The organism is Rhodococcus sp. PSi06, assembly GCF_054960675.1.
Genome location: NZ_JBHNYO010000023.1, coordinates 1 through 14,395, shown reverse-complemented (window position 1 = coordinate 14,395; position 14,395 = coordinate 1). Strand labels below are relative to the sequence as shown.

The following is a 14,395-nucleotide window of genomic DNA, read 5'->3' as shown; positions in this document are numbered from 1 at the left end:
CGTCCGGTTTCGTATGTATTAATCGTGCACAGTTGTCGGCGCAGTCACGAGTTCGAGTTGGGCAACAAGGCGCGCACGGCATCGATGGTGTCTGCGGTGGCGAGGTTCTTGTCGGGCCGGTATCGCAGCACTCGGGCAAAACGCAGTGCCACACCACCCGGATAGCGCGAGCTCACCTGCACACCGTCGAGCTCGATTTCGACGATCAACTCGGGCCGAAGATAGACGGTGTGCTGATCTCGCTCTCGTTCGTGCTTCGGGAACTCGTCCGTCTGCCACTGCAGCAGCACGTCGGTCAACCCTTTGAAGGTCTTGCCGACCATGATGGGCTCCCCGCCGTCGGGATCACGTGCTCCGAGATGCAGATTGGACAGATAGCCCGTGCGGCGACCGAATCCCCACTCGGCACCGAGAACGACGAGATCGAGGGTGTGCTCGGGTTTGACCTTCTGCCAGCTCTTTCCGCGACGTCCGGCCGCATACGGCGCAGCGAGAGCCTTGAGCATGACGCCCTCGTGCCCGGCGTCAAGCGCAGCGTCGAAATGGGCCGCCGCTTCATCGGCACCGGGTCGAACAGCACTGGGAATTCGGTGCCCCGGTGCCACTCGTTCCAGTGCAACCAGCCGCTCTTCGAGGGGCGCATCGAGCAGATCAGTGCCGTCCAGATGCAGACAATCGAAGAAGTAGGGCTGCAGCAGTAGCTCGTGCGCACTCTCTGCGCCGAAACGGCTCATCGTTTCCTGGAACGGGCGCGGCCGCCCGCTGTCGTCGAGCGCAAGGGTCTCACCGTCGAGGACCACCGACTCACACGGCAGTGCGAGTACGAGTTCCACCAACTCGGGCACGCTCGCAGTGATGTCTCGTAGCGTCCGCGTGTAGATGCTCACGTCGGTTCCGGATCGATGCACCTGAATGCGAGCGCCGTCGAGCTTGTATTCGACGGTGACGTCGCCGTTCAGTTGTTCCCATGCAGCGCGAAGAGATTCGGCGGGCGAAGCCAACATCGGCCGCACCGGGCGTCCCACCTCGAGCCGGAACGCATCCAGCGCCTCGACCCCGCCGGTGATCGCGGCAACGGCGGTGGCGGGCAGGCGGCCCGAGAGCATGAATGCTCGACGCACCGGGGCCTGAGGAAGGTTCGTGGCGGCAGCGACAGCGTCGACCATTATTCCTTCGAGTGCCCCTTGACGGAGTTCACCGGTGACGAGCCTGATCAGGAACTGACGCTCCTCGGCGGTGCAGCGCGAGAACAGGTCCGTCAAGAGCGTGACGCGCCGAGCAGCCGATCCCGCTCCCGATGTCGACGCAACCTCGGAGATCGCGTCGTCGACCTCAGTGACCGTCGCCATGGAGACCTCGGCGGAAGTGACGTCCAGATCGGCGAGCGTGCGCCAGCCGACTCCGATCCGACCTTGCGGCAATTCCCCCGACAACCACGACACCGCGGGTTCGATGTCACCGGCCTCCGCCTCGGCGAGCAGCGCGCTCAGCTTTTCGATCTTGACCTTGCGCGAGCGCGTCGCGGCCACGGCACGGGAGGCTTCGACAATCCTGGACAACAACACTCACCGAACATAACCGCACCTGCCGACAGGTTGCTGACATCCAATTGTTACCGCTGGGACTCCTGTGCTTGTTGTTTCGGCTGTTACGTTCGATTCATGTCAGCGGAGTCCGTGCAAAATGCAAGGCGGATCTGTCAGCTGAAACCCAACACCCGGTCTCCCCAGGCAGCGCGCATGTCGCCGTCGGGATCGTCGACGAGGGTGTCGGAGGTGTCGATCACCAACGTCCAACGCGTTTTTTCGGTGTACGGAGCCCAATGCTTGGACGCGTCCAACGCGGCGGGCACGCCGTACCGCGCGAACGCGAGCCACCGGCGCTGGATTCGCGCCGCCACTGCCATCGCCGGCTTCCGGCCGCCGAGCCAGAACGTGGGGTCGCGGTTCAATGTCCCGAAATTGCCGAAGACGTACGGCAGTTCGGTCGCGTGTCCCGCTCCTACGCGAGCGGCCTTGAGCATCGGCGTCGCGTGATCGAATCGGTACATCCACGTCGGCGAATGCCTGCTGTGTGCGTCCGCGATCCACATGCTCGGCATGACGAAACCTGCATCACGAGACATGGCTTGTGCGCCGGCCGGCTTGTTCCTGTCCGGGTACGCCGCCATGATCTCGGCGAGTCGATGAGCCGGCAGATCGGCGTGGTCATGTGCGATCGCCCGGAACATCTCCGAGACGGTGTCGGAGGTGATGGGCATCAGTGGGGACTTCATGAATCGGAAGATCGACGGCTCATCGTGATTGGTGCCGATGATCAGTGGAATCTTGTGCGAGAGCCCCTTCTGGAACGCTGCTACCGGGTAACGCGGAACGACGTCTCCGTCCACGACCGGCGAAAGACCGAGTGTGCCTGGAACTCTCGTAGGAACTTCGTAGCAGAGCGTGTCCCCCGCAGTGACCAGTCTGCTGAAGTGCATTTCGAACAATTCGCCGATGTCGTCCCGGTCCACGCCCACCAGTTCCAAAAATCTCGACGCCACCGCGGCACCTCGGTCGGGGCCGTACACCGACGTCGCCGGAGCACTCTGCACGATCGCTTGCTGGAACAGCCCCTCTGCCTTCGGAGACGTCATCAACGTGGTGACCGAAGCGCCCCCGGAAGATTCACCGAACAGAGTGACTCGACCCGGGTCTCCGCCGAACGCGGCGATGCACTCGCGCACCCATTCGAGTGCTGCAATCTGATCTCGCAGTCCCAGGTTGGTCTCGAACGTGTGCTCGTCGGTGGAGAACGACGACAGGTCGAGGAAACCGAAAGCACCGAGGCGAAAATTGACGGTCACCACCACCACGTCGCCGTTCTCGCTCAGGTTTCTCCCGTCGTACACCCGCTGCGCGGACGATCCGAGCGAGTACGCGCCGCCGTGGATCCAGACGAGCACCGGGCGTTGCTCTCCATCGGGACGAGGCGCCCACACGTTGAGCGTGAGGCAGTCCTCGGAGATCGACAACGACGGATCGATGGGCACCGGACTGTCGCGCCCCTGTGGTGCCATCGCGCCGAATTCGAAACCGTCGAGCACTCCGGACCACGGCTGCGGAGGCCGTGGCGATCCGAACCTGAGCCTTCCGACCGGTGGTGTCGCGTAGGGAATACCCCTCCACGCCACGATCGGCGATGCGTCGGCAGCAACCGGATAGCCGAGAACGTCGCCGTACGGGGTAGCCACACACACGGTGCTGCCACCCGCGGCGGAGTCGGACGCGTTGCCCATCGGCCCTCCTGTTCGGTCGCTGCCCAACGTACCAACACCACCTCCGGGCCGATCGCCGTCACGTTCGGCGTCGACGCCCTCGAGCGAAGGAGTCGACGATGAAGAGAATGGGCTGTGCCGCAGCGGCGATCCTGACAGTCGGCCTACTGTCGGCGTGCGGTTCGGGTCAAGGCGACGGTCCGATGGCGACCGTCATCACCGACCGCCCTACCCCGATCAGTGCCCTACCGACCATACCTCGCAGTTCGCCCCCATCCACCCCTCCTTCCTCGATGCCGCCGCCGTCCACCACCACCACCGCAACACCGACGAATTCGGCAGCAGCTCAGGCCGATTCGAAGGACTACGCGGGCAAGGCACCTGGTTGGTACTACTTCTCGAGCCCCAGCGGGAAATTCGAATGCGGAATCGCCGTGCTGAACACCTCGATCGCCGGTTGCCACGGCTCGCTCCCCGATTCGGCACCGAAGGTTCCCGGAAGCGGCGCTTCGGGCACGGCTGTCGAACCCAATTCCGTCCAGCTGATCGCTGGATCACCAGCGAAGTTCGAGAGCCTCGGCGATCCCAAGTTCCATCGCTTCGACGGCCCTGCGGCCCCGCTACCGTACGGCGAGGTACTCACCATCCCCGGCAGTGGCTCCACCAACGGCTTGCAGTGCAGCGTCGACGAGAAAGCCGGAGTCACCTGTACCGATCAGGTCGGCCACGGTTTCACGGTCTCGGCCGAGGATTTCGACCTTCGCTGATGGCGTCGTTCGCGCAGCAAAGTACCAGGCGTAATGTCCGGAGACGGTACTACAATTGCCGTACGGTCTCCCCAGCGGCCGACGCCCACGCGCGCGGCCAGAAGGTGCGTTGCTCATGAATCAGACCTCGGACCACCACACAGCGAAGGTCATCGGCGTCAGCGTCGCCGCCGCTGTCGGCGGCTTCCTGTTCGGCTTCGACAGCTCGGTCATCAACGGTGCTGTCGACTCGATCGAAGATCACTTCTCGCTGGGCTCGTTCACCACCGGGTTCGTGGTGGCGATCGCATTGATCGGCTGCGCAGTGGGTGCATGGTTCGCCGGCAGCCTCGCGGATCGTTGGGGACGAAAGCGAGTGATGCTGCTCGGCTCGGCGCTGTTCATCATCTCCTCGGTGGGCTCCGGCTTTGCGTTCAGCGTCCCCGACCTCATGCTGTGGCGAGTGCTCGGCGGACTCGGCATCGGCATCGCGTCGGTGATCGCGCCGGCGTATATCGCCGAGATCGCTCCGGCCAAATGGCGCGGGTCGCTGGCCTCGCTCCAGCAATTGGCCATCACCATCGGCATTTTCGCTGCCCTGTTGTCCGACGCACTTCTTGCGGGGGCTGCAGACGGGGCGTCCAACGATCTGTGGTTCGGCGTCGAGGCATGGCGCTGGATGTTCCTCGTCGGCGTGATCCCTGCTTTCGTCTACGGAATCCTGGCCACCCTCATCCCGGAGTCACCTCGATATCTGGTGGGTCAGCACCTGGACGAGGAAGCCGCGAAGGTGCTCGCGAACATCACCGGCGAACTGCATCCCGACGAGCGTGTCCACGAGATCAGGCTGACGCTGCGCAAGGAATCTCGCTCGTCGTTCGCTGACATCCGCGGCCCGAAGTTCGGTCTGCAGCCCATCGTGTGGGTGGGTATCACGATGGCGGTCCTGCAACAACTGGTCGGCATCAATGCCATTTTCTACTACTCGACGACGCTGTGGCGGTCGGTCGGCTTCACCGAGGATCAGTCGTTCACAACCTCGGTGATCACTGCAGTGATCAACGTGGTGATGACGTTCGTGGCAATTCTGTTCGTCGACCGCATCGGTAGACGCAAATTGTTGATGGGCGGCTCGATCGGAATGTTCGTCGGACTCGTCATGGCCTCCGTCGCTTTCTCGCAGGCGACCGGCAGTGGTGACGAAGTCAGCCTGCCGGCTCCGTGGGGTGCCATCGCACTCGTCGGTGCCAATCTGTTCGTGATCTTCTTCGCCTCGACCTGGGGACCGATCATGTGGGTCATGCTCGGCGAGATGTTCCCCAACCGTATGCGCGCGATGGCACTGGGCATCGGAACGGCCGCGAACTGGATGGCCAACTTCGCTGTGACACTTGCATTCCCGCCTCTCACGTCTTCGGTGGGACTGTGGGCCATCTACGCCGGATTCGCGCTGTTCGCGGCGCTGTCCTTCATCTTCGTCAAGGCCAAGATTCGCGAGACCAAGGGCATGGAGCTCGAAGACATGCTGGGGTAGACCCGAACTACATGAAGGGGCAGTAGCGCCGGTACCGAGTGACCGGTGTTACTGTCGCTTTCGTTCTGACACGGGGTGTGTCCGCCGATGCGGATGCTGAGATCAAACCCGCCGAACCTGATGCAGGTAATACTGACGAAGGGATGTCAAGGCGATGACGCCTGTTGTATCTGCGGACCCGGTCCGCTTCACCGATCTCCTGTGGGATGCCTCCGAGGACATTCGACGCGAGATCGACAACCTGGAATTTCTTCGACTGCTCGGTGCCGGGACTCTTCCGCTCGACGCGTTCCGTCGATACCTCGAGCAGGACTCGCTGTATCTGAGCGGGTACGTGAAGTCGCTGTCCTTGTTGGCGGCACACGCACCGACTCCACTCGCCGGAGCCTTCTGGGCAAGCGCCGCCGCGAGCGCCATGGACGAGGCAGCGTCGCACGAGGCCATGCTGACCAGTGGTTCTCTCCCCGCGTCGACGGCCGCTCCGGAGCCCTCGCCGGCCTGCCTGGGCTACACGTCCTATCTGATCGCAACGGCTGCAACCGAGCCGTATCCGGTGGCTGCAGCGGCGGTGCTGCCGTGTTTCTGGATCTACGCCGATGTAGGCCGCTCACTCGCCGCAGCCGCGAAGACGGTGCTCGATCGCGACCCCGATCACCCCTATGCAACCTGGGTGGCCACTTACGACGCACCCGAATTCCATGCCATCGTCGACGCTGCGAAAGCGTTCGTGGACGATGCCGCCGAGGCGGCGACCGCAGATCAGCGCGAGCAGATGATCGATGCTTTCGTGGTCGCGTCGAGGTACGAATTGATGTTCTGGGACAGCGCCTTGCATCCGACTCCATGGCCGTTGACCAAGAGCGCGGTGTACGCATGAGAACCACTCGAATCGTGGCCGCGCTGGCAGCGGCAATGGTGGCGACCACCGGACTGGCAGGATGCGCGGAATCGACCGATTCCGACACCATCCGATTCGCCCTCGATTGGACCCCGAACACCAATCACACCGGCCTCTATGTTGCCGTACAAGAAGGATATTTCGCCGATGCCGGATTGAACGTGGAAATTCTGCCCTACAACAACACCGCGGCAGACACTCTTGTCGACGCCGGCAACGCCGAGTTCGGCATCAGCACACAGAGTTCGGGGGTCTTCGCCACCTCGGCGGGCGCACAGACGGTATCGGTTCTCGCACCACTGCAGAGTTGGGCGACGGGCATCGGAGTCCGCGCGGATCGCGACGACATCCCGAGCCCGAAGGCGCTCGACGGCAAGGTCTACGCCGGCTTCGGAGAATCCGGCGAGCAAGCCGGGTTGAAGAAAGTGATCGAGAACGACGGTGGCACAGGCGAATACGAGACCGTCGTTCTGGGAACCTCGGCGTACGAGGCGGTGTATTCGGGTACCGCGGACTTCACCGTCTCCTACCTCGCGTGGGAAGGCATCGAGGCCGAACACAACGGCACCCCGATGAAATACTTCGATTACACCGATTACGGATTCCCCGATGCCTATGCCCTGACGATCAGTGGCAACCAACCCTGGCTGTCCGCCCATCCGGACGAAGCGAAGAAGTTCGTGCAGGCTCTGCAACGCGGATATCAACTCGCTGCCGACGATCCCGACAGAGCTGCCCAGGATCTGATCGACGCGAACCCCGGAACCTTCACCGACGAGTCACTCGTGTTCGAGAGCCAGGAAATGCTCGCGGCGAAGTACATGAAGGACGCGTCCGGCGAGGTCGGGAGACAGAGCCTCGACAAGTGGACTGCGTACTCGAGGTTCCTGTACGAAAGCGGCGTACTGGCCGACCAGGACGGCGCGCCTCTGACGACGGAGCCCGACTGGTCGACCTACTTCACCAATGACTACCTCGGCGATCGATAAGCCGGTCACCGCTGAGCGAGACGCGTTCTCGTTCAGCGGAATCCGAGCCTCGATCCGCTGGGCGTGGCCCGCCCTCACCGTCGTCGCCGCCTTGATTGCGGCCTGGCAGGTCTACGTTCAGGTCAGCGGTATCCGTCCGCAGGTGCTGCCGTCGCCCGGCCGCGTCGTCGTACAAGGTTGGGCGCAGCGTGATGCGATCGTCGAGAACGCGGCGGCGACGCTACAGGTGACGCTCGTGGGATTCTCTGTCTCGCTGGCCCTCGCCTGGCTGCTGGCCGTTGCAGTCGATTTCTCGCCGTGGCTCCGGCGCGCCTTCGTACCGCTCTTCGTCGTCTCACAGACACTGCCGATCATTGCGATCGCACCCTTGCTGATCATCTGGTTCGGCTTCGGTTTGCTCCCCAAGGTTCTGGTGATCGCCCTGGCCACGTTCTTTCCGATGGCCATCGGACTCATCGAGGGCTTCGCGGCAGCCGATCGTGATGCGCGATCTCTACTCACCAGCATGGGGGCCTCACGCTGGCAACAATTTCGGTACGTCCGACTACCGTCGGCGCTCCCCCGGTTCTTCACCTCCCTGCGCATCGGGATCACCTACGCGGTCGTCGGAGCAATTTTCGCCGAATACGCCGGAGCCAGTGCGGGGCTCGGCATCTACATGAGCCAACAGAAGAACTCTTTCCGGACCGATCTGGTGCTCGCCGCGGTGGCTGTCACCGCTGTGATCAGTGTGATCCTCTTCGTCTCGACGTTCGTGGTGGAGCGATTGGTTGCTCCGTGGGCACGACACGGTTCGGCGGCACTGCATGTCTGATCCCGCCGACTCGGACAACTGCATCGACGTACGCGACCTCTCGAAATCGTTCGGCGGCACACCCGTCCTCGACGGCGTTTCGTTCGGTGTGAAGCCCGGTGAATTCGTCTCGATCATCGGACCCAGTGGATCGGGCAAGAGCACGGTGTTCAACATGCTTGCCCAACTCGACCGACCCGACTCCGGCACAGTTCGCGTACCCCCGTGCGCGTACATGCCCCAGAAGGATCTTCTGTTTCCGTGGAGATCGGTACTGGACAACACCACGCTCGGACTGGAAGTGCAGGGTGTGGCAAAGAAAGAAGCCCGGGCGCGGGCGCAGGAGTTGTTTCCGGTGTTCGGCCTCGACGGGTACGAGTCGGCCAGGCCGTCCGAGCTTTCCGGCGGCATGCGCCAGCGAGCAGCGTTGCTGCGCACGGTGGTGCAGGGTCGGTCGGTGCTGCTGCTCGACGAGCCGTTCGGGGCGCTGGACTCGCTGACTCGCAGCGACATGCAGGCCTGGTTGCAACAGGTGTGGTCAGAGTTTCGGTGGACGGTGCTGATGATCACGCACGACATCCGCGAGGCGGTCTACCTCTCCGACCGTGTGGTCGTTCTCTCCCCCAAGCCGGCCCGTGTGCGACGACAGGTCGAGGTGCCCCTGTCCCGCCCACGCGGACTCGACATCGTAACGACGCCTCAGTTCGCTGCGGTGGAGAAGCAACTGATGGATGTGCTGCTGAACGCGTGGTGACTCCCCGGTGCGTTCAGTCGACGCAAGGGATGCCGCCGTCACTGTGGACACCCTCGTCCGTTACGGCAGGCGGGGATTGGGGCGGTTCGGGGACGCTCTCCACGACCGGTGGCGGCACCGCACCCTCGGTGGCACCCGGTACGTCGAAAGCCGGCTGCGCCGCAGGTCCGATCAATCGCGCGGCCTCGGCTCTGATCGCGTCCACGTCGACGAGGTTAACGTCCTGGCCGTCCACGGTGTCGTAACCCAGGATCGGCAGAGTGTAGAAATCGATGTCGCCGTGCATGACGGCACCGGCTCCGCCGGCCAAGCTGATCGGGTCCAGGGACGCATCGATGACGATGTCGTTCTTGGTACCTGCGATCAGTGCGCGTAGTTCGCCCAGGTTCGCCAGCACTCCGGACTCGCTGAGCTTGGCCATCACTCCGGCCACGAACGCCTGCTGCCGCTTGGTGCGATCCAGATCGCCGTTGTCGAGTCCATGCCGTTGTCGCACGAAGGACAGCGCCTGTGGCGCGCTCAGTTCCTGAGCACCCCCAGGGAAATCGGCACCCGAGTAGGTGTCGTGCACGGGGTTGTTCAGGCAGACCTGAATCGGGCCGACAGCTGTGGCCACGTCGTAGAACCCCAACAGATTGACCTCGGCGAAATGGTCGATGGGAACGTCGAGGAGATCACGGACGGCGGTGAGGGTCGAGCGTCGCCCGGCTTCGCGTGCTCGACGCTCCCGTTCGGCAGAATCGGTGATCCCGTCTTCGAGCAACTGCGAGTCGGCGTCGGCCTTGGCCAGCCCGTAGGCCTCCTTGATCTTGCGCTTGCCGTACCCGGGCACGTCCACGTAATCGTCTCGGGGAATCGACAGCGCCGTCGCTCGGCCGCCGCCGGCCGGAAGGTGAACCAGCAGAAGCGTATTGGTGTTGTATCCACCGACGTCACTGTCGCCGGCGTGCAAGGTGTCGGTGACGAACGCAGCGGGCAGATCGTTGCCGTCCATGTCCTTACGACTGTCGAGGCCGATCAGCAATATGTTGGTGTCGGCACCGTTGACGTCAGGATCGTTGTTCGCAATACCCTCGAGCGCGTCGGATGTGGTCAATCCGGTAGTTGCCTCCCGATATACCCCGTACCCGATGCCACTGACCGCGACGGCGGCAACGGACGCCGCCGCCACGACAACTCTGCCGATTCGCAGAGCGACTGCACGGTTCCGAGGTGGCCGTGAGATCCGGTGGCGACCCGGTCCTCGTTCGACGGGGTCGATGCCGTCCTGAGGACCGTTCGATTGCACCCATCCAGGTTACTCGGCCCTCACGTGGGCGAGACGGTGCCCAAGCGCTGGGCGAGCTCGTCGACAGCCGCCAGTGCTGCATCGAGGCCCGCCCGCGCCTCCGGAATCCTCGATGCCAGACCGGGAACCCGCTCCGCCAAAGTCAGGTCGACCGGAACGAAGTGGACATCCATGCCCAGTGCGACAGCCAGAACCTGCCGCAGCTGGCCGGTGGTGTGATCGACCGCCGCCCCATCCGTGCCAGGGGTGTAGTCGTTTCCGCGACTGGTGATCACCACGGCGGGCTTGCCGACCAGTGGTGCCGTGTCGCCGTCGAACGGAACGGTGATGCCGGGAACGTGGACGTAGTCGATCCATGCCTTCAATGTCGATGGAATCGACCAGTTGTACATGGGCGCACCGATCAACACCACGTCCGCGGAGATCAACTCTTCGATCAACTCGACCTGCAGTGCCTCGGCCGCCGGGTCGACAACCTCGTCCGCAGTCCGCAGGTGTGGTGCCCAATGCAGCGCGGAAGTAGGCAGGTGGGGCAGCGGACTGGTGTGCAGATCACGATGGATCACCGAATGATCCGTCCCGATGCCGTGCCATGCGTCCGAAAAGCGAGCTGTCACTCGACGGCTGACCGAACGGGACAGGTCTGCGGACGAATCCAGGTGCAACAACTGCGGCACTGAAACACTCCTCGCGTGGTGGGTGTCCCGAGCGTAAGCGAACCGCACGCTTCTATTCTGACCGGATGGACTTCCGATTCGTCACCTCTGCGCTGAGTTCACGATCGGCCGCGCGAATAACAGCTGCACTCCACGAGCGCACCAGCTCCGACGTCGATGTCGTTCTCGGCGGGACATCGGTGGACTTGGACGACAAAGGCCGCGCAGCGGTTCTCGAACTGCTCACCCAGTTGGCGACCGCCAGAGCCGTGGCAATCGGAACCGTCGAGGAGCTGTTGACGACGTCGCAGGCGGCGGAGGTGCTCGGGGTGTCCGACACCTACGTGCGCCGCCTGGCCGACGCCGGCGATCTACCGATCGAAATGCGCGGAACCCACCGCCGCTTCCGTCTGGAAGATCTGCTCCGCCACCGAGACCGATTTCGCTGACAGTTCGTTATGGTGACCGATCAGCCGGCTTCGCGCTCGAACTGCTCGGACTGCAATGTCATGAGGTCGCGAAACGCATGCCCGGCCGCACGCCACAGCTGTTCGGCATCGATGTAATCGACTCCCCGAATCTCCACATCGCCCAAGTACGCCCCGACGTCGACCGACAACATCCCGATCACCGACGACACTTCCGCGTCCAGGTAGGCCACCCGAGTGTTCTGCAGCTCCCTGAACTGCGTCGAGAAGAATTCCGCTGGAATTCTACGATCGACGAATTGCGCTATGAGAAACAAGAACCGGGACGAATGAGCCGATGCCGAACGGTATGACTGCTCCATGGTGAACCTCTCCCCACGGTCGACAGCACCCCTCGCACTGTCGACCGCTGAGCTCGCTGATACCCGACACTCGATGCACAGACGAACTCTCGAGCAACTCTTGGATCCAGCGATTGAAACAGGGAGCTCGTCGTACGGATGCCAGGTTAATCAGACCCGGAACCGGTTTTTGCGCGTTGCGCGAAGTTGGTGACAGCTCACAAATTGGCCGCTCTCACCTGCTCGTTCTTACTGAAATGAACCCAGAGGAGCACGGTCGGGAGTATCCAGCTGCCAGAACTGCCAACCGTCGCGCTCCTCGACGTCTCCACTGATGTGCGTAGCGACAGCACTGGCGGCCACGGACGGATTGTCGAAGCGTCGACCCTCCATCGGTCCTGCCGTGATCTCGAGCCGCTGCGTCTCGGGGTCGAAGCGTCCGCTGAGCCGGTAGCCCTCACAATCGGCAACTACCCGCACACGGTTGTCGACCACTTCTTCTTCCACCGCCGCCTTGGACTTTCGTGCGGCTTTGACCCGGGGCGTGCGAACCCACGTCTGCTCGGGCCCGAGATCGATCGACGTGTCCAGTGTTGCGCTCAAACCCAGCAGGTCCCATCGCTCACTTCCATGAGCGACTCTGTCCACCGCGATCGCATGATGCCCGGTTCTGGTCCGCAAAGGCGAGTCCTGCACCCACAGATCCACCTCGCCGCGAATATCGGAGGCCATCTCTTCCGAGGACACCATGTAGAACCGTGGCTGCTCGTTGGCAAGATCCACGAACACCCAGTACGACGACCCAGTGTCATCGCTCTCGAGCGACTCGTCCTGTCTACGCGCCTTCCAGTCCCCGGTTACCTTCGATCGCACACGCACGATGCAGGAGGACTTGCCGTCCATCGACCAGACTTCGACGGGATTGCGACGCGAGGTGGTCAATCGCTCCGCTCGTCCGCCACGCTGAGCAACGGTTCTGATGAATGCCTTGATTCCCCGGTCGGATGTGTCTTCCACGGATTGCCGCCTTAAGCCTCGAGCGACCCGTACTTATGAAGAGAGGTGTTGCGACGGGTGGCGCTTGCACGACTCGGTTTGGCTCAGCCTACTGCGTCGACGCCTGCTGGAGTAACTGCCGAACGATCATCGCTCGACTGCCGGTTACCGTGGAGATACCGAACACCGCCAGGAGGTAGGGCCCATGCCCGTGACGATCACACATGACACCGCAGGCCGGCGCTTCGAAATACACGTCGACTCGGAACCGGCCGGGTACTCCGAATACGTGGAGTCGGACGGCGTCAGAACCTTCCATCACACGGTGACGCTTCCTCGCTTCCGAGGCCGAGGACTCGCCGCTGCACTTACCGAGTACGCCCTGGACGACACCAGCACGCAGGGCCTGAAGGTGGTCCCTGCGTGCTGGTTCGTGCGCGATTTCATCGACGCTGCCGGTGAACGATATTCGCACTTGATCGAGCGCTGAAAGATCAGCGATCGGACGAGATCAACGTGAGTTCGATGCCTGAATCTGAAGTGTCGCAATCAATTTCGACATCAGCACGCTCCCTTGCCGCAGCATTTTCCGCAGCGCGTTCCTGGGCGACGCGACTCCGTTCGTAGTTCTCGACACCACGAGCCACCCGTTGTCGATGCTCGTTCAAGACATGTTCGTAGTACATCTGTTCTCCTACTGCAAGATTGGACGCCGAATACACACACTGCGGTACGGCGAAAGAATGGTGATGCGCGGTCGCCCTCAGGCAAAGCGCCTCGGTACCCGCGAAAGCTCTACTCAGAGAGCGTGATCGACACGAACGCAGACCATGCGTAGATGGCACCGCGACCGGTGAGCCCGTAATTCACTGTCATTGTCCACCTCCACGATCGGTGCGATGTTCTGTGCACCGATCATGCACCGCAGGGCGCTGGAACTCCACCGAATTAAATCGACCCGCCCTGACCGCTGCGCAGGTAGTCGATCGAGCGCGGGCGCTCCCTGCCGATGGAGAGTCGACGGGGTGCGTCGATTCGGTTGTGCAGGAGCCTTTTTCGGCCTCCACGAATGCGCGCGCGTTCGTCGGAAACGTGGGACTTGGCCGGTCGAATAGTCGCGAACATGCGTACGTTCGGCGAATGCGCGCGCGTGTACGACGGCGAGTCGGCAGTCGACTGGGCGGCCGTCACGTTCCTGGCCGGCGCGAGCCGTGGGCACCGCTGGGTCGCGCGAACGCGTGTGCGACGGCGAGTCGGCAGTCGACTGGGCGGCCGTCACATTCCTGGCCGGCGCGAGCCGTGGGCGCCGCTGGGTCGCGCGAACGCGTGTGCGACGGCAGTCGACTGGGCGGCCGTCACGTTCCTGGCCGGCGCGTGCCGTGTGTCGAGTGAGTTTCGCGAACGCGTGCGCGTTCGTTCGATGCGTGCGATCTGGTCGGTGGACGGGACGCGAGTAGGTGTGAGTCCGGCGACTGCGCGCACGTGTGCGACGGGGTGGCGCGTGTGCGACAAGGTCGAGGGATGACGAGGCGGGTGGCCGGCGCTGTCGAGGACGGCGGGCGCTGTGGACGGCGAGCTGTGGACGGCCCGGGGTCTCACCACTGCGCTCGGGTGTGTCGGATGCCGGCCTGCGAGGCGGGGGCCAGGGGGGCGGTGCGTTCGGGTTGTGGTGTGTGGGTGGGGGTTTCGAAATGCGTGATGCCCCCGAACCTGGGT

16 protein-coding genes and 1 riboswitch are annotated in these 14,395 nt (G+C 63.3%); of the genes, 9 read left to right on the top strand and 7 right to left on the bottom strand.

From position 1 onward, the window contains the following. Window positions 1-44: 44 nt before the first annotated feature. Entirely contained in the window at window positions 45-1,565 is a 1,521-nt protein-coding gene (locus ACFI9K_RS23965; protein ID WP_462665835.1) for an ATP-dependent DNA ligase, read from the bottom strand. Window positions 1,566-1,699: 134 nt separating this feature from the next. Continuing rightward, window positions 1,700-3,277 carry a carboxylesterase/lipase family protein gene (locus tag ACFI9K_RS23960; RefSeq protein ID WP_462665834.1) on the bottom strand — a complete coding sequence of 526 codons (1,578 nt, stop codon included), beginning with the start codon at window positions 3,275-3,277 and terminating at the stop codon, window positions 1,700-1,702. A 98-nt stretch (window positions 3,278-3,375) separates the two neighbouring features. On the opposite strand from ACFI9K_RS23960, the gene ACFI9K_RS23955 reads away from it, so the two are divergent. The 6 genes from ACFI9K_RS23955 (at window position 3,376) to ACFI9K_RS23930 (ending at window position 8,970) form a co-directional block, all read left to right on the top strand. After that, window positions 3,376-4,023, top strand: coding sequence for a hypothetical protein (locus ACFI9K_RS23955; RefSeq protein ID WP_462665833.1), 648 nt, complete (start codon window positions 3,376-3,378; stop codon window positions 4,021-4,023). Between the two features lie 115 nt (window positions 4,024-4,138). Continuing rightward, window positions 4,139-5,536, top strand: a complete 1,398-nt coding sequence (locus ACFI9K_RS23950) for a sugar porter family MFS transporter (RefSeq protein ID WP_462665832.1) — start codon at window positions 4,139-4,141, stop codon at window positions 5,534-5,536. 61 nt (window positions 5,537-5,597) lie between these two features. Further along, a riboswitch (TPP riboswitch) is annotated at window positions 5,598-5,697 on the top strand. Continuing rightward, entirely contained in the window at window positions 5,691-6,413 is a 723-nt protein-coding gene (locus ACFI9K_RS23945) for a TenA family protein (protein ID WP_462665831.1), read from the top strand. It overlaps the preceding riboswitch by 7 nt. Continuing rightward, a complete protein-coding gene (locus tag ACFI9K_RS23940) occupies window positions 6,410-7,423 on the top strand; it encodes an ABC transporter substrate-binding protein (protein WP_462665830.1) in 1,014 nt (337 codons plus the stop codon). The genes ACFI9K_RS23945 and ACFI9K_RS23940 overlap by 4 nt, the downstream gene beginning before the upstream one ends. Next, window positions 7,401-8,237, top strand: a complete 837-nt coding sequence (locus ACFI9K_RS23935; protein WP_462665829.1) for an ABC transporter permease — start codon at window positions 7,401-7,403, stop codon at window positions 8,235-8,237. Before ACFI9K_RS23940 ends, ACFI9K_RS23935 begins: the two co-directional genes overlap by 23 nt. Continuing rightward, on the top strand, window positions 8,230-8,970 hold the full coding sequence (locus ACFI9K_RS23930; RefSeq protein WP_462665828.1) for an ABC transporter ATP-binding protein: 741 nt from the start codon (window positions 8,230-8,232) through the stop codon (window positions 8,968-8,970). Before ACFI9K_RS23935 ends, ACFI9K_RS23930 begins: the two co-directional genes overlap by 8 nt. 13 nt (window positions 8,971-8,983) lie before the next feature. On the opposite strand, the gene ACFI9K_RS23925 is transcribed toward ACFI9K_RS23930, so the two are convergent. Further along, window positions 8,984-10,258 carry an LCP family protein gene (locus tag ACFI9K_RS23925; RefSeq protein ID WP_462665827.1) on the bottom strand — a complete coding sequence of 425 codons (1,275 nt, stop codon included), beginning with the start codon at window positions 10,256-10,258 and terminating at the stop codon, window positions 8,984-8,986. 20 nt (window positions 10,259-10,278) lie between these two features. Next, on the bottom strand, window positions 10,279-10,935 hold the full coding sequence (locus tag ACFI9K_RS23920) for an FMN-dependent NADH-azoreductase (RefSeq protein WP_462665826.1): 657 nt from the start codon (window positions 10,933-10,935) through the stop codon (window positions 10,279-10,281). A gap of 65 nt (window positions 10,936-11,000) precedes the next feature. Between ACFI9K_RS23920 and ACFI9K_RS23915 the strand changes: the two genes are divergently transcribed. After that, on the top strand, window positions 11,001-11,363 hold the full coding sequence (locus tag ACFI9K_RS23915; protein ID WP_462665825.1) for a helix-turn-helix domain-containing protein: 363 nt from the start codon (window positions 11,001-11,003) through the stop codon (window positions 11,361-11,363). Between the two features lie 20 nt (window positions 11,364-11,383). Here the strand turns inward: ACFI9K_RS23915 and ACFI9K_RS23910 are convergent, their stop codons facing one another. Together ACFI9K_RS23910 and ACFI9K_RS23905 are read right to left on the bottom strand one after the other, a co-directional pair. Continuing rightward, complete coding sequence (locus ACFI9K_RS23910) at window positions 11,384-11,704, bottom strand: homoserine dehydrogenase (protein WP_462665824.1); 321 nt, start codon at window positions 11,702-11,704, stop codon at window positions 11,384-11,386. Between the two features lie 228 nt (window positions 11,705-11,932). After that, a complete protein-coding gene (locus ACFI9K_RS23905; protein WP_462665823.1) occupies window positions 11,933-12,700 on the bottom strand; it encodes a hypothetical protein in 768 nt (255 codons plus the stop codon). Window positions 12,701-12,890: 190 nt separating this feature from the next. On the opposite strand from ACFI9K_RS23905, the gene ACFI9K_RS23900 reads away from it, so the two are divergent. Further along, window positions 12,891-13,169: a GNAT family N-acetyltransferase gene (locus ACFI9K_RS23900; protein WP_462665822.1), complete on the top strand. Its 279-nt coding sequence runs from the start codon at window positions 12,891-12,893 to the stop codon at window positions 13,167-13,169. A 4-nt stretch (window positions 13,170-13,173) separates the two neighbouring features. Here ACFI9K_RS23900 and ACFI9K_RS23895 read toward each other — a convergent pair whose 3' ends face one another. Next, complete coding sequence (locus tag ACFI9K_RS23895) at window positions 13,174-13,365, bottom strand: hypothetical protein (protein ID WP_462665821.1); 192 nt, start codon at window positions 13,363-13,365, stop codon at window positions 13,174-13,176. Between the two features lie 437 nt (window positions 13,366-13,802). Between ACFI9K_RS23895 and ACFI9K_RS23890 the strand changes: the two genes are divergently transcribed. Further along, window positions 13,803-14,204, top strand: a complete 402-nt coding sequence (locus ACFI9K_RS23890; protein WP_462665820.1) for a hypothetical protein — start codon at window positions 13,803-13,805, stop codon at window positions 14,202-14,204. Window positions 14,205-14,395 lie beyond the last annotated feature (191 nt).

Bases quoted from the DNA above. Each gene is read 5' to 3' on its own strand.
- ACFI9K_RS23940 (WP_462665830.1), top strand. From the start codon at position 6,410: ATGAGAACCACTCGAATCGTGGCCGCGCTGGCAGCGGCAATGGTGGCG.
- ACFI9K_RS23930 (WP_462665828.1), top strand. From the start codon at position 8,230: ATGTCTGATCCCGCCGACTCGGACAACTGCATCGACGTACGCGACCTC.
- ACFI9K_RS23935 (WP_462665829.1), top strand. From the start codon at position 7,401: ATGACTACCTCGGCGATCGATAAGCCGGTCACCGCTGAGCGAGACGCG.
- ACFI9K_RS23955 (WP_462665833.1), top strand. From the start codon at position 3,376: ATGAAGAGAATGGGCTGTGCCGCAGCGGCGATCCTGACAGTCGGCCTA.
- ACFI9K_RS23890 (WP_462665820.1), top strand. From the start codon at position 13,803: ATGCGTACGTTCGGCGAATGCGCGCGCGTGTACGACGGCGAGTCGGCA.
- ACFI9K_RS23915 (WP_462665825.1), top strand. From the start codon at position 11,001: ATGGACTTCCGATTCGTCACCTCTGCGCTGAGTTCACGATCGGCCGCG.
- ACFI9K_RS23960 (WP_462665834.1), bottom strand. From the start codon at position 3,277: ATGGGCAACGCGTCCGACTCCGCCGCGGGTGGCAGCACCGTGTGTGTG.
- ACFI9K_RS23895 (WP_462665821.1), bottom strand. From the start codon at position 13,365: ATGTACTACGAACATGTCTTGAACGAGCATCGACAACGGGTGGCTCGT.
- ACFI9K_RS23910 (WP_462665824.1), bottom strand. From the start codon at position 11,704: ATGGAGCAGTCATACCGTTCGGCATCGGCTCATTCGTCCCGGTTCTTG.
- ACFI9K_RS23950 (WP_462665832.1), top strand. From the start codon at position 4,139: ATGAATCAGACCTCGGACCACCACACAGCGAAGGTCATCGGCGTCAGC.
- ACFI9K_RS23945 (WP_462665831.1), top strand. From the start codon at position 5,691: ATGACGCCTGTTGTATCTGCGGACCCGGTCCGCTTCACCGATCTCCTG.